11 protein-coding genes are annotated in these 13,550 nt (G+C 67.3%); 1 reads left to right on the forward strand and 10 read right to left on the reverse strand.

The window, feature by feature from the left end; translation table 11 throughout:
• The first annotated feature begins 52 nt into the window (after positions 1 to 52).
• Positions 53 to 316: a hypothetical protein gene (locus tag D3877_RS09625; RefSeq protein ID WP_119830381.1), complete on the forward strand. Its 264-nt coding sequence runs from the start codon at positions 53 to 55 to the stop codon at positions 314 to 316.
• 31 nt (positions 317 to 347) lie between these two features.
• Here D3877_RS09625 and D3877_RS09630 read toward each other — a convergent pair whose 3' ends face one another.
• The 10 genes from D3877_RS09630 to D3877_RS09675 all read right to left on the reverse strand — a co-directional run bounded on the left by D3877_RS09630 (position 348) and on the right by D3877_RS09675 (position 13,516).
• The gene (locus tag D3877_RS09630; protein WP_119830901.1) at positions 348 to 2,363 is read right to left on the reverse strand and encodes a molybdopterin biosynthesis protein; all 2,016 of its coding nucleotides are present in this window, start codon (positions 2,361 to 2,363) and stop codon (positions 348 to 350) included.
• 95 nt (positions 2,364 to 2,458) lie between these two features.
• Positions 2,459 to 3,619, reverse strand: coding sequence for a molybdopterin-binding protein (locus D3877_RS09635; RefSeq protein ID WP_119830382.1), 1,161 nt, complete (start codon positions 3,617 to 3,619; stop codon positions 2,459 to 2,461).
• A 44-nt stretch (positions 3,620 to 3,663) separates the two neighbouring features.
• The gene (locus D3877_RS09640; protein ID WP_238474805.1) at positions 3,664 to 4,551 is read right to left on the reverse strand and encodes a diguanylate cyclase; all 888 of its coding nucleotides are present in this window, start codon (positions 4,549 to 4,551) and stop codon (positions 3,664 to 3,666) included.
• A 38-nt stretch (positions 4,552 to 4,589) separates the two neighbouring features.
• Positions 4,590 to 8,273: a response regulator gene (locus D3877_RS09645; RefSeq protein ID WP_238474806.1), complete on the reverse strand. Its 3,684-nt coding sequence runs from the start codon at positions 8,271 to 8,273 to the stop codon at positions 4,590 to 4,592.
• Between the two features lie 220 nt (positions 8,274 to 8,493).
• Positions 8,494 to 8,790 (reverse strand): N(2)-fixation sustaining protein CowN, encoded by a 297-nt coding sequence (cowN, locus tag D3877_RS09650; RefSeq protein ID WP_119830385.1) that lies wholly within the window; start codon positions 8,788 to 8,790, stop codon positions 8,494 to 8,496.
• Positions 8,791 to 8,951: 161 nt separating this feature from the next.
• Positions 8,952 to 9,662, reverse strand: coding sequence for a LytTR family DNA-binding domain-containing protein (locus D3877_RS09655; RefSeq protein ID WP_274379614.1), 711 nt, complete (start codon positions 9,660 to 9,662; stop codon positions 8,952 to 8,954).
• Positions 9,663 to 9,703: 41 nt separating this feature from the next.
• Positions 9,704 to 10,474 carry an RNA methyltransferase gene (locus D3877_RS09660; RefSeq protein WP_119830387.1) on the reverse strand — a complete coding sequence of 257 codons (771 nt, stop codon included), beginning with the start codon at positions 10,472 to 10,474 and terminating at the stop codon, positions 9,704 to 9,706.
• A gap of 156 nt (positions 10,475 to 10,630) precedes the next feature.
• Entirely contained in the window at positions 10,631 to 11,749 is a 1,119-nt protein-coding gene (gene lpxD, locus D3877_RS09665; RefSeq protein WP_119830388.1) for a UDP-3-O-(3-hydroxymyristoyl)glucosamine N-acyltransferase, read from the reverse strand.
• Positions 11,750 to 11,847: 98 nt separating this feature from the next.
• Positions 11,848 to 12,678 carry an ABC transporter permease gene (locus tag D3877_RS09670; protein WP_119830389.1) on the reverse strand — a complete coding sequence of 277 codons (831 nt, stop codon included), beginning with the start codon at positions 12,676 to 12,678 and terminating at the stop codon, positions 11,848 to 11,850.
• The gene (locus tag D3877_RS09675) at positions 12,665 to 13,516 is read right to left on the reverse strand and encodes an ABC transporter ATP-binding protein (protein WP_119830902.1); all 852 of its coding nucleotides are present in this window, start codon (positions 13,514 to 13,516) and stop codon (positions 12,665 to 12,667) included. Before D3877_RS09675 ends, D3877_RS09670 begins: the two co-directional genes overlap by 14 nt.
• Between the last annotated feature and the right edge of the window lie 34 nt (positions 13,517 to 13,550).

Below are 13,550 nucleotides of genomic sequence, written 5' to 3' on the forward strand. Positions count from 1 at the left end.
GCGTTTTGTGCGCTCATCATCGCCCTGCCCCGTCACCCCTGGATCATCCGCCATGACGAACGCCGCCGTGACCGCCGACACCAGCCTTGCCGCGCTCGACCGGCTGGATCCGTCCGCCCGCCACCGTTTGGCGATGCTGCATCCGGTGTTCAGCCCCGCCCAGGCCCTGCCGGGCGAAGCCAGCCTGGGCGCGGTGGCCGACGCCGTTGGTTTGCCGCTGGCCGCCGTGCTGGCGACGGCGGGCGGCGCCATCCGGGTGGAAGCCCCGGCGGGTGGTTGCGGTTGCTCCTGCGGAACCGGCCAGACGACGCACTGACCGGCCCACACGCTGACCGGCCCGCAAGCCTTCAGCGCGCGAAGCCCATCCCGCGCAGCGCTTCGACCACCTCCGCCGACTCGATCAGGGCGATGAAGCGCTGGACCGCCGGGCGATCACGCCGGGCGGCGGGTATCACGAAGTCGTAATGCTCCTCCCGCAGCGGCAGGAAGCCCAAACCATACAGCGTGGCCGCGCTGGAAATCGCCACGCCCCAATCCGCCCGGCTCTGCCCCACCGCCACGGCCACCGCGTTGTGGGATTTGGCTTGCGTCCAATAGCCGGTCGGGCGCAACCCACCCAGCAGGCGGTCGGTCAAAATGCGGGTGCCGCTGCCCGCGTTGCGGTTGATGAGAATGCAGTCGGCCAGCCCGGCCACATCGACCAACGCCGCTTCCGCCGTTTTCCCCTCAAAACGCGGATCGCCGGGGCGAAAGACGATTCCCTGCATGCGGCGGTAGCCGGTGACAAGCTCCAATCCCGGCGTCAGGAACGGCGTGTTGTAGGTCTCGGTCGCCGGATCCATCAAATGGATCGGCGCCACGTCGCACTCGCCACGCCGCGCCGCCGCCAGCCCGCCCATCGAACCGACGTTCAGCGCCTTCACCGTCAGCCCTTCGGCGATCAGGCGACCCAGCACAGCGTTCAGCCCAAGGCATTGGCTGCCGACGACGATCAATTCCGATGGCGCCACCGCGCGGCCCAGCAGTTGGACCGACACCGGGGTTCCGGCCTCCACCGCTTCGGCCTGGGCGTCGATGGCGAGGAAGCCGTCGGCGTGGCTGAAGGCCGTCACCGCCCCCGATCCCTTGGACAGCGGATAGGCGGCCAAATCGCCCTTCCCCGCCGGTCCCGCGCCATGCACCAGCGAGACCATGACATATTCGGTGCGCCCGCGCTCCGACCCCAGCCGGACGGGCAAGGTGGCGGACACCGCCTCCGCCGTGGCGGGCGGCAGACCGGCCAGCGCGCGCAAAACCGGCGCGACAAAGCTGTGAAAGGTGAACATGGCCGAGGTTGGGAAGCCCGGCAACACCACCACCGGCTTGCCCGCCGTCACCGCCAGACACAGCGGCTTGCCCGGTTTCAGCGCCACGCCATGGGCGACGATGCCGGGATCCTTGAGCTGCGCCACCACCTTGTGCGAACGGTCGCCCGCCCCTTTCGAGGTGCCGCCCGACAGCAGCAGCGCGTCGCAGGTCAACCCCTGCGCCACCCGTTGGTCGAGCGTGTCGTCGTCGTCCGCCGCAATGCCCAGCGGCACCGGCTCGCACCCCAATTCGGCGACGGCGGCGGCGAGGATGGCGGCGTTGGAATCATACACGGCGCCGGGCCGGATCGGCTGGCCGGGCGGCGTCAGCTCGTCGCCGGTGGACAGGATGGCGACGCGCGGGCGGCGGAACACCGCCACCTCAGCCAAGCCAATCGCCGCCAACACGCCAATCTCGCGCGAGGTCAGCGCCTGCCCACGCCGCAACACCACCTCGCCCCGCCCGATGTCGGATCCGGCGGCGGCGACGAAGGCGCCGGGCGTCGCCGGTTTCGACAGCGCGACCAACAGGCCGGTTTCACCCGCCGCTGATTCGCCGTCCACCGATTCGCCATCCACCGGCTCGCCCTGCACCGGCTCGGTATGCTCGACCATCACCACGGCGTCGGCCCCGCGCGGCATCATCCCGCCGGTCGCGATCACCGTGGCGGTTCCCGGCTCCACCGTCAGCGTCGGCGCGTGCCCGGCGGCGAGCACCTCGCCGTTCAACCGCAGCAAGACGGGCGCGTCCTCGGTCGCGCCGCCGGTGTCGGCGGCCCGCAACGCAAAGCCGTCCACCACCGAACGGTCAAAGCCTGGCACATCGACCCCAGCCGTCACATCCCCCGCCAGCACCCGGCCCAGCGCGTCGGCCAGCGACACCCGTTCCTCACCGCGCGGGGAAAGGTCCAGGTGGCGGTGGAAACGCGCGCGCGCCTCCTCGCCGCTGACCACGTCGAGAAACTGCTCCTGACGGGCGGCTTGGGCCACGAAACGGCGGATGTCCTCGGTCAGCACGCGCAAACCCTCGTCACTCGGATCTCAATCAACGGACGCGCATGGTAGCACAGCCGCTCCGCCGCGCAGCGGTCAGCCCGGCGACTCAACGCCATTCAGGGCGCAAAGCGGCGCATGGTCACGGTCGCGCCTTCTGGAACGCCCTCGCTGTCGGCGGCGATCACGACATATCCATCGGCGCGCGCCAGCGCCGCCAGACCGGGAATCGCCGGGGAGGCCACCGGCTCGATCCGGCCATCGGCGGTGACGCGGACACGGTAAAGATCGACGCAGCCAATCTCCGACACCAGCTTGCGCGCGGTGACAACCGTCACGGCGGCCAGCGGCGTCTCTTCCGTTCGACCCGCCATCCGGCGCACCGCCCGCCCGCCCAACATCTCATAGACGGTCCAGCAGGCCATGGGTTCGCCGGGCAACAAAATCACAGGAACGCCCTCCGCCTCTCCCATCCCGGCGCTGTCGCCCGGTCTCAGGGCCACGCCATGCGACGCCAGGGTTCCCGCCTGGGCCAACGCCAGCGGCGCGACGTCGTCGGCGCCGACTCCGGTGCGCCCGGCGGGCAGAATCAGATCGGCCCCCGCCCCGCACAACGCCGCCGCCACCAAAGCCGGATCGGCGGGCAGCGGCCCGACGACCTCCGGCGCTCCGCCATCGCGCTGGACCAGAGCCGCCAGCATCGCCCCCAAACATTCCGCCCCGCTGCGGGGGCCGCCAACCAACAGAACGCGCACGCGCGGGGGCGGCGACGCCATCACGCTCGCGACGCCAAAGGCGGCCAACAGCCCGATGTCCGACGGGCGCAACAACCGTCCGGTCGCCAGCAGCGGCGACGCCCCGGCCTGCGCCGCCGCGCCGCGCCGCTCAACGCCGGCGCCGGGGGCCACGGCCTCCACCGCTTCGACCCAACCCGGCTGGCGGAACGCCGCCTCGAACGGCAGGACGGCGTCGGCGCCAGGGGGGAGCGGATCGCCCGCCGACACAGCGCGCGCCAACGGCACGGGGATCGGGTTGTAGGATCCCGCCCCCAAACTGTCGGCGGCGGCCAACGCAAAGCCATCGCGCGCCGCCCGGTCGCAATCGGGCCAGTCATGGGGGGCAAAAAACGGCGCGGCCAACCGCAACCCGATGGCGTCAGCCAGCGGCGTCGCGACGGTCGGGCGCGGCGCGCAACGCTGATCGACCCAGTCTTGAGCGGTGGACAAGGACGTGCGGCGTCTGAAGCCGCGCCCGCGCACATCGAAAAAGGAACCGCTCATCGGCCAGCCCGTCCCTGTGGATCGCGCCCAGTCGGGACGCGGCGTCAAAGCGCCGGAATCAGAGCGCCTTGCACCCGGTTCCGACCGCCGCGCTTGGCCTGATACAGCAGTTGATCGGCCATCTGCGCCAGTTGATCCGATGATTGATCGGCGGACGGAATCATCGTGGCGACGCCCAGGCTTACGGTGACGTGCGACGCGACCGGCGAATAATCATGGGGAATCGCGCAATCCACCACAGCGCTGCGCAGCCGTTCCGCCACCTGAAGCGCGCCGTCGCTTTCGGTTTCCGGCAGCAGGCAGACGAACTCCTCCCCACCATAGCGGGCGACCAGATCGCCGGTGCGCTTCACCCGGTCGGCCAGCACCGCCGCCACCATGCGCAGGCATTCGTCGCCCGCTTGATGACCGTAATGGTCGTTGTAGGATTTGAAGTGATCGACGTCGAGAATGACCAGCGACAAGGGCTGATGCGACCGCGCGCAGCGCCGCCATTCCCGCGCCATGGTGTCGTCGAAACGGCGGCGGTTGGCGATGCCGGTCAAGCCGTCCAAGAAGGACAGGCTGCGCAGCAGATCCGCCTGCCGCTTCAACAGCAGGTGGTTGCGCACCCGCGCCTTGACGATGGGCGGACTGATCGGCTTGGTGATGAAGTCGATGGCCCCGACCTCCAACCCCCGCGTCTCATCCTCCACCTCGCTCTTGGCCGAGATGAAGATGACCGGAATGTCGTGGGTGGCCGGGTCGGCCTTGATGCGCGTGCACACCTCGTACCCGTCCATGCCCGGCATCATGATGTCGAGCAGGACAAGATCGGGCAGCCGGGCCTGCACCAGATCCAACGCCTTTTCGCCGTCGGTGGCGAAATAGATGTCGTAATCGTCTTTCAGAATCCGGCTGAGCACATGGACATTCGACGGAATGTCATCCACCACAAGAATCTTTGGGCGCGTGTCGGCCATGGGCGATGTCAGACCGTCGGTAGAGGGACGCTCAACTCCCGCGCAATCCGCTGCACGATGCCAAGCGCCTTTGGAAAGTCCAAGCTGTCGATGGCGGCGGTCAGCCCCTTCATTGCGGAAGAGTCGATCGCATGCAACAACAGCGGAGACACTATAGCGAACTCTTCAGCCGCTGCGAAGTTACTGTCTTGCAACAATCTAGCGAATCGCGGCAAGGCTGTTTCCAAAACAACACGGTCGACGGCCAAAGCCCCCGGTGTTTGCGGCAGGACGACAGCCGCAGGTTTTGCGGCCTCCAAGAGCTTCGCCGACTCAAGAACAGCGGCCAATTCACTGCGCAAAAGCGGGATCTGCGCCGCGATTCCCTCGGCGTCGTTCATATAGGCGGCGACCTGCACCGCGTCGGCGGCGGTGGACAAGCGGCGGGCGCCAATGTTGCCCGCCACGCTTTTCAACTCATGCCCCAGCGCCTTGGCGCGCGGCAGGTCGCCCACGTCCAACGCCGCCGCGACGCCATCCGCCACGCCGCTGTAATTCTGGGCGAAGCTCGCCACGAACCGGCGCAGCAAGCCAACGTCGCCGTCCAGGCGGGTGAGCGCGTCGTCCCGGTCAATCCCCGGCAAAGAGTCCGGCAAATCCGTCGCCGCGACGGCGGTCGAAGAGGCGGGAGAAAGCTCGGGGCCATCCCGATCCCCACCCGCCGCAGACACCAGCGGCGGGCCGATCCAGCGGGTCAGAACGTCGAACAGTTGATCGATGTCGAACGGCTTGGGCACATGATCGTTCATCCCCTGATCCAAGCATCGTTGCCGGTCGGCGGGCAACGCGCTGGCGGTCATGGCGATGATCGGCAAGGTCTTGGCCCCAGGCAGGGCGCGGATGGCCGCCGTCGCCTCAAACCCATCCATGTCCGGCATCTGCACGTCCATCAACACCGCGTCAAAACTCTGCGGGTTGCTCCGGATCGCCGCCAACGCTTGCCGTCCGTTTTCGGCGATGTCCACGCGGGCGCCCGCCCGTTCCAAAATCTCGCGCGCCACGTCCCGGCTGATGGCGTTGTCCTCAGCCAGCAACAGCCGCCGACCGCGCAGCGCCCGACGGGCGCTCCATCCCGGCCCGCACAGCGCCGATTGCGGCTTGGACTCGGAAACAGGCTCCGGCAAGGCCGCGCCGCCGCCGCTGTGGGCGTAGGCCACCGTCACCGCGTCCAGCAGGGTCGAGGCCGTGACCGGCTTGACCAGGAAGCCGGAGACGCCGATGTCCTCGAACTGCGAACCGACGCGCTCGCGCCCATAGCCGCTGATGACGATGATGATCGGCGCGCCTGCGGCGGCGCCCGCGCGGATGCGGCGGGCGACCTCCAGCCCATCCATCTCCGGCATCTTCCAATCCATCAGCACCACGTCATACGGATGTCCCTCGCGAACCGCCCGCTCCAGTTCGGTCAGCGCGGCGAGGCCGGTGGCGCACAGCGTCGCCGACCAGCCGAAGGTTTGGGCGATTTCGGCCAGCACCTCGCGCGCGGTGGGGTGATCGTCCACCACCAACACCGACAGATCGCGCGGGGCCAACCGACCGACCGACGATGACGGCGCCTCGCTGCGACACCCGAAGCCCGCCTCAAAATGGAAATCGCTGCCGACGCCGACCACGCTGTCGACATCCATCGTTCCACCCATCAGCCCAATCAACCGGGTGCAGATGGCCAGACCAAGGCCGGTGCCGCCAAACCGCCGGGTGGTGGAACTGTCGCCTTGGCTGAAGGCCTGAAACAGCCGCCCTTTCTGCTCCGGCGTGATGCCGATCCCCGTGTCGCGCACCGAAAAACCCAGAACCACCCGGTCGCTGGCGCGGGAACTGAGCTTGACCGACACCACCACTTCGCCCTTGTCGGTGAATTTTATGGCGTTGCCCGCGAGATTGATGAGCACCTGCTGAAGCCGCAACGGATCGCCGACAAGGTTGAGCGGCACGTCGTGCCCCACCGAAAACAGAACTTCGATGTCCTTTTCCTGGGCGGCCCCGCCGATGATGATCGACAAATTTTGCAGCAGGTCGTCCAGACGGAAATCGACCTGTTCCAACTCGATCCGCCCCGCCTCAACCTTCGAAAAATCCAGAATATCGTTGAGAATGCCCAACAGCGACTGCGCCGACACCCGCAACTTGCGCAGATAATCGGTTTGTCGCTCCGACAGCTCGGTCTGCTGCAACAGATGAACCAAACCAAGGATGGCGTTCATCGGCGTGCGGATTTCATGGCTCATGTTGGCCAGAAATTCGGTTTTGGCCCGGCTCGCCGTTTCAGCGGCCAGCCGGGCGTTGTTCATCACCTGCTCGGCCCGTTTGCGTTCGGCGATCTCGTGGAACACCACGACCGCCCCCTCGACCCGACCATCCTCCATCATCGGCGAGGCGGTGAACTCGACCAACACCGCGTTGCCGCCCTTGGTCCAATAGGTGTCTTCCAACCCCCGGCGGGTTTCGCCGCTGTGCAAAACCGCCGTCACCGGGCATTCGATCGACGGATAGGGCGTCCCATCGGATCGCGTGTGATGAATCAGGGTGTGCAGGTTTCGGCCCAACAGCTCGTCGTTGGAAAAACCCGTCAGCGCGGTGGCCGCCGGATTGGCGAAGGTGATCTGGCCGTTTCGGTTCACGCCGCAAATGCTGTCAGACGCCGAATGCAGAATCAGATTCATCCGCCGATTCGCCCCGGCAAAGGCCCGGTTGGCTTCCTCCAGACGGCGGGCGGCGACGTCGAGATGGGCGTTGGTTTCCGCCAGCCGCCGCTGTCCGGCGCTTTCCCGTTGCAGGCTGCGGGCGGCGGCGGCCACCAATCCAGCGCAACACAGCACGGCCAAAGCGACGAACAGCCCGCCGCGAATCGCTCGCCCCTCCCACTCGGCCAGTTCGGTGGCCTTGGACAGACCAACGATGGCGATCAGCGGAAGATTCGGGACACGCTGATAGGACACGATCCGCAAGCCGCCCGGCCCCGACGCCTCGAACGTCTCGGTCGCGGAGTAAACGGACCGGCGCAGCGCCTCGCGCGCGTCCTCCCCCTCCATCGATTCCTTTTCTGGAAAACGCAGCACCGCCCGGCCATCCGTGCGGTACAGCGCGATGGTGGAGCCAACCCCCAGATTGAGGCTTTCAAACAACTGTAGGTAATAATCAAGATCGACGTTGGCATGGACCACGCCCTGAAAGCGATCCTTCTCCATCATTCGCCGACTGATCGTGAACGAACGCTGGCCGGTCAGCCGACCGACGATGCGTTCGCCAACATGGAAATCCGCCCCCTCCGCGTGAACCTGAAAATAAGGACGGTCGAACACGTCGATTGGCGGGGTCGGGTATTGCCGACTGCTCAGCAAACTCTGGCCATCGGCGTCGTGAATCCAGACCGCCGAAATTTCCGGCAAACTCTCCACCATCTGGTGCATCGACTGCCACAGGGTCCGATTCGTCGACAGGCCGTCCATGCCAGAATGGCGGACTTGGTCGATGACGCGCGCCAACGCCAGATCGCCGGTCGCCACCGTCCGCCGCACATGCTCCTGAACGATCCGAACCGCGCCTTGCGCCCGCTCTTGGGAATGGCGCAGCGTTTCGTCTCGATCCGCCCATGTGTAGTGGGCGCGCAAGCTGACGCCAATCACAGCGACCAAGGCGAATGTGATGAGCAAAAGACGGCGCGATCGAGACGGCGAATGATCCGTCGGCTTTGTCTGTGTCACGCTGTCGTTCATGATCGCCGCAGTCCATCGGGCTTTGCGCCCCGAAATTCAGGCGAATTATGGGCGTTGGCGCTCGACAACCGCAAGCGGCTTGATCGCAAGGGCGCCGTGGCGAACAAACGCGCCCGCAAAACGCGTGACGGACAGGGGAGCGGGGACCGTCAGGCGATCAACAGCACTCATCCTCCAACCGGCTCAGCATCGCCAAACCATCCTCGTCGCCATGCTCCTCGAACAGATCGGCGATGTAATAGATGTTGGAGCAGAGCAGGCACAGCCCGTCCGCTTGGCGGGCCAGCGGGTCGTCGGCCACCGCAAGCTTTTCCCGGAACCGTTCCCAGAAGGCGTTTGTCTTGGCCGGGTCGTCGATGTGGGTGTAAAGCCGGGCGATGATCTGGCGGGCGTTGCCGTCGCAATCAATCCCCTTGAAGGAGACGTAACGGTCAGGAGGGGTGGGACGATCCATGAAGGCGGCCTCCGAGCGAGGGGTTGCGGGGCGGACGCGGCACTGTGGCGTCCGGGCCAACGTCCGCTCAACCCCGCTTGCGCCAACCGCCGCGCGCCCGCGTGAACGGCGGTGGGGACGCGTGAACGGTTGGGACGGTTGCCCGACCTGAGGACAGCCGCCTACAGAGCCAACCGCTTTTTCAACGCGTCGGCGCGGGCGCGGCTGACCGGAACGCGCGGCGCGCCGGGGGCCGCCATGACGAAGCAGGACCGCCCGTCCCGCCGCTCCACCGCTTGGGCGTGGCGCAAATTGACGATGTAGCCGCGATGGGTGCGCACGAAGTGGCGGGGGTCGAGGCGCTCTTCCAACGCCGACAGGGGCAAGCCGCAGAAAAACGCGCCCTCGGCGGTGTGGACCGTGGTGTAATGGCCGTCGGCCTGAAGATAAACCGCGTCGCTGGGATCGAGCAGCACCACCCCCTGCCCCTTTTCCACCGGCAGCTTGACCAGCGGCTCGACCGGAGCCGCCGGAGTCGGGACAGGAGCGGCGGCGACGGCGGCAGGTTTGGCCGCGTCCATCAAGATCAACGCGGTGACGGCCCCCCCGTCGCCCGGCCCGTCGCCCGGCGTCAGGGTTGACGCCTTCAGCACCAGCACCCGACCCGGCAAGGCCACCATCATCGAACAGGCGGACGCCGACGAGGTTGGATCCTGCGCGGCGGCCAGCAGCAACTCCACCTTGGCGCGGTGCGAAGGAGGATGCAGATCGTGCAGAGACGCGCCGACCAGCCCGACGGCGCGCGGACCCAGCAGACGCGCCGCCGCCGGATTCAACGCCAGCACCCGCCGCCCGGCGTCGAGCAACACCAACCCGACATCCATGTTTTGCAACGCGTATTCCATGGCCGCCGAGTATAGCCGGTGCGGCGGGGTTAGGGCGCGCCTTTCCGCTTGCCGGTCAGCGCGGCGATCACGCCATGGAAGGTGCGGACCTCCTGCTCCGTCATCTCCATCCGCTCCAGCGCGTTGCGCAGGGTGCGGATCATCGACGGGCGCTTGGCCGGGCTGGTGAAGAAGCCGGTGCGGTCGAGCGCGCCTTCCAGATGCTCGAAATAATTGACCAGCTCCGCCTTGGTCGCCGGACGGGTCGCGCCGTAATGCAGGAAGCGTTCGGGCGGCAGCTCTCCGGTCTGAAACCATTCATAACCAATCAGCAGAACCGCCTGCGCCAGATTGAGCGAGGCGAAGGACGGGTTCAGCGGCACGGTAATCAGAGTCTGGGCCAGGGTCAGATCGTCGTTGACCAGCCCGGTGCGCTCCGGCCCGAACAGCACGCCGACGCGATGACCGGCGGCGTAACGCGCCCGCATCTCCTCCGCCGCGCCGCGCGGGGTGACGAAGCGTTGGATCATGTCGCGGGTGCGCACGGTGGTGGCGAACACCACCTCAAGATCGGCGACCGCTTCGGCCGTGGTCTCGAACAGGCGGACATTGTCGATGACGAGATCGGCGCCGGACGCGTTGGCCGTGGCCTTCTCGTTCGGCCAGCCGTCGCGCGGTTTGACCAGACGCAGATCGGTCAGACCGCAATTCAGCATGGCCCGCGCGCAGGCGCCGATGTTCTCGCCCATCTGCGGCTGAACCAGGATGATGGACGGGCCGCCCAAAACGGACGGAAGGGTGGGATTCTGGCCGGAGGTCATCGGATCGGACGGTGAGGGTTGCGGGAAAGAACGCTGGCCCCCTCCCTAACCCTCCCCCGCTTCGCAGGAGAGGGAATCAGCCCCTCTCCTGCGAAGCGGGGGAGGGAGGGACCCACGCGCCAGCGTGGGAGGGTGGGGGCGACGGGACGGTGAAACTCAATCCTGCTCAGGCTCGGACGACGCGACGGGCGGCGCGGCCCCCACCCCGTCGACCGCGTGCAAGCGGGCCTTCAAGTCGGCGACCTCGGCGAACAGGCGTTTCAGCCGGGCCAGCCCCTTATACTGCTCGAACGCGCGGGCGCGGGGGACGGCGGGATAGCCCATATAGACGGATTTGGCTGGAATGTCAGTGCCGACGCCGGAATTGCCGGCGACCACCGCGTCGCTGCCGATCTTCACATGATCGGCGACCCCGACCTTGCCCGCCAGCACCACCCGGTCGCCGATGATCGCGCTGCCCGCGACGCCGACATGACCGCACAGCATGCAGTTCGTGCCGATCTGCACGTTGTGGCCAATCTGCACAAGGTTGTCGATCTTGGTGCCGTTGCCGATGCGGGTCGCGGTGACGGTGCCCCGGTCGATCGCCGACCCCGCGCCGATTTCCACATCGTCGCCCAGAATGACCGTGCCGATGGAATTGACCCGACGAATCAACACATTGGTGCCGACGACGCGGCCTGTGGTCTTGGCCGATTCGACACTGCCCGGCTCGGGCGTGACGAAGCTGAAGCCGTCGTTGCCGACCGCCGCGTTGGGATGGATGATGCAGCGCGCGCCCAGCACCACCCGCTCGCCGATGCGCGCGCCGGGATGCAGCAGGCTGCCCGCGCCGATCACCGCGTCGGCCCCGACGGTGACGTGCGGCAGAATGACGACCCCGGCCTCGATCCGGGCGCGCGGCCCGACATAGGCGAAGGGCGCGATGGACGCGTCGTCCGCCACCACCGCGTCGGGGGCGACAAAGGCCATCGGGTGGATCCCCGGTTCGGCGTGGACTGGCTTTTCAAACACGTCCAGCAGCCCGGCCATGGCGTAGCGCGGGCGCTTCACCACGATGCGGGCCTGGATGCCGTCGGGAACCTCCGCCCCTTCCGCGACCACGGCGGCCACCGCCTTGCTGCCCGGCAGCAGCGCCAGCAGATCCTTGTCCATGGCCAGCGCCAGATCCTCCGGCCCCTCGGCCTCGGACGGATGGACGGCGCGCCGGATCACAAGGGTCGAATCGCCCTCGACATGGGCGTCCAGAGCGGCGGCGATCTCGGCGAGAATCATGATGGAACCAAGCTCCACGGAAAATGGGCGAGCAAGCGCGGAAAAAGCGGCGCGGACCCTAGCACGGGCGCGCCACGCTGGCGAGGCGTTCAGGCGCGTTATTCGCCGGTCTGCAACAACGCGCCGCGCACCCGCGCCCGGTGGAAGCCATAGAGGAACACCCCGACCGCCAGCGCCATATAGACAATGTTCAGCCCAACCGCCCAAGCCAGATGGTCCCAGCGCATCGCCCCGTCATAGAGCACGCCGCGCATCCCCTCGAACACATGGGTCGAGGGCAGCGACCACGCGACCAGTTGCAGCCAGCCAGGCAGAACGGAGACCGGGTAATAGACGGCGCTGACCGGGGCCAGCATGAAGACGACGATCCAGGCCAACCCTTCCGCCCCCATGCCATAGCGCAGAATCAACGCGATGATGACCAGCCCCAGCGCCCAACCCAGAACAATGAGATTGAGGAAGAAGCCGAGCAGCGGCAGGCCAAGGCCGAACACCGAATAGCCGAAGAACGGAATCGCCAGCAGCACGGCGGGCAGAACCCCCATCAGGGTGCGCAACAGGCTCATCGTCATCAGCGCCGTGATCCATTCGGTCGGGCGCAGCGGGCTGACGAACAGATGTCCCAGATTGCGCGACCACATTTCCTCAAGAAACGAGATCGAGACGCCAAGCTGCCCCCGGAACAGCACGTCCCACAGCAGCACCGCGCTGACCAGCACGCCCGCCCCTTGCGCCACCCACCCGCTCGACGTCGCCATGAATTGGTTGATGTAGCCCCACAGGATCATCTGCATGGTCGGCCAATAGGCCAGCTCCAGCAGACGCGGCCAGGATCCGCGCAGCAAATACCAATAGCGCAACACCATCGCGCCGACCCGGCGGAAGGAAAAATCTGGGGCGGGAATGACCGCAACCTCACTCCGCCGCATCGACCGTCTCCCCCTGCGCCATTTCATTCTTGTCCGCCCCGCCGCCGTCCACCCGCGCGCGGGCGATGTCGAGGAAGACCTCCTCCAGCGTCGCGCGGCCATAGCGGGCCAGCAAGTCCAACGGCGCGCCGTGATCGACGATGCGGCCCTGGCGCATCACCAGCACGTCGTCGCACAGCCGTTCGACCTCCAGCATGTTGTGCGAGGCCAGCAGGATGGTCGCGCCGGTGCGGGCGCGGTACTCCTCCAGATAGCGGCGAATCCAATCCGCCGTGTCGGGATCCAGCGAGGCGGTGGGTTCGTCGAGCAACAAGACCTCCGGCTCGTTCAGCAACGCCTTGGCCAGGGCCACCCGCGTCTTCTGCCCAGCGGACAGCCCGCCCGACGGACGATTGAGAAACCGAGCCAGGTCAAGCTGCTCGGCCAGCTCTTGGACGCGCTTTTTGACGCAGGTCAAACCATAGAGGTGGCCATAGACGGTAAGGTTCTCTTGCACCGTCAAGCGATGGGGCAATTCGACGTAGGGAGAGGAGAAGTTCATGCGCGCAAGCACGGCATGCCGATGGCGCGCCATGTCGACGCCGAGAATCTCCACCCGGCCCGACGTCGGCAGCAGCACCCCCAACAGCATGGAGATGGTCGTCGTTTTCCCCGCCCCGTTGCCGCCCAACAGCCCGGTCACGCCGCCGCGCGCCACGCGGAAGGACACGGCGTCCACCGCCGTCACCGCGCCGCCGCCGGGCGTGGGAAAGCGTTTGGTCAGCGCGTCAACGCGGATGGCGTCGCTGTGCGGATCGGTCGGCGGAACCGGCTGGGCGATGGGGGGGCGATGGGTCATGGCGACAGAATATGGGCGCGCGCGGAAAAACCGC

This window comes from Azospirillum cavernae, assembly GCF_003590795.1.
Taxonomy (GTDB): domain Bacteria; phylum Pseudomonadota; class Alphaproteobacteria; order Azospirillales; family Azospirillaceae; genus Azospirillum; species Azospirillum cavernae.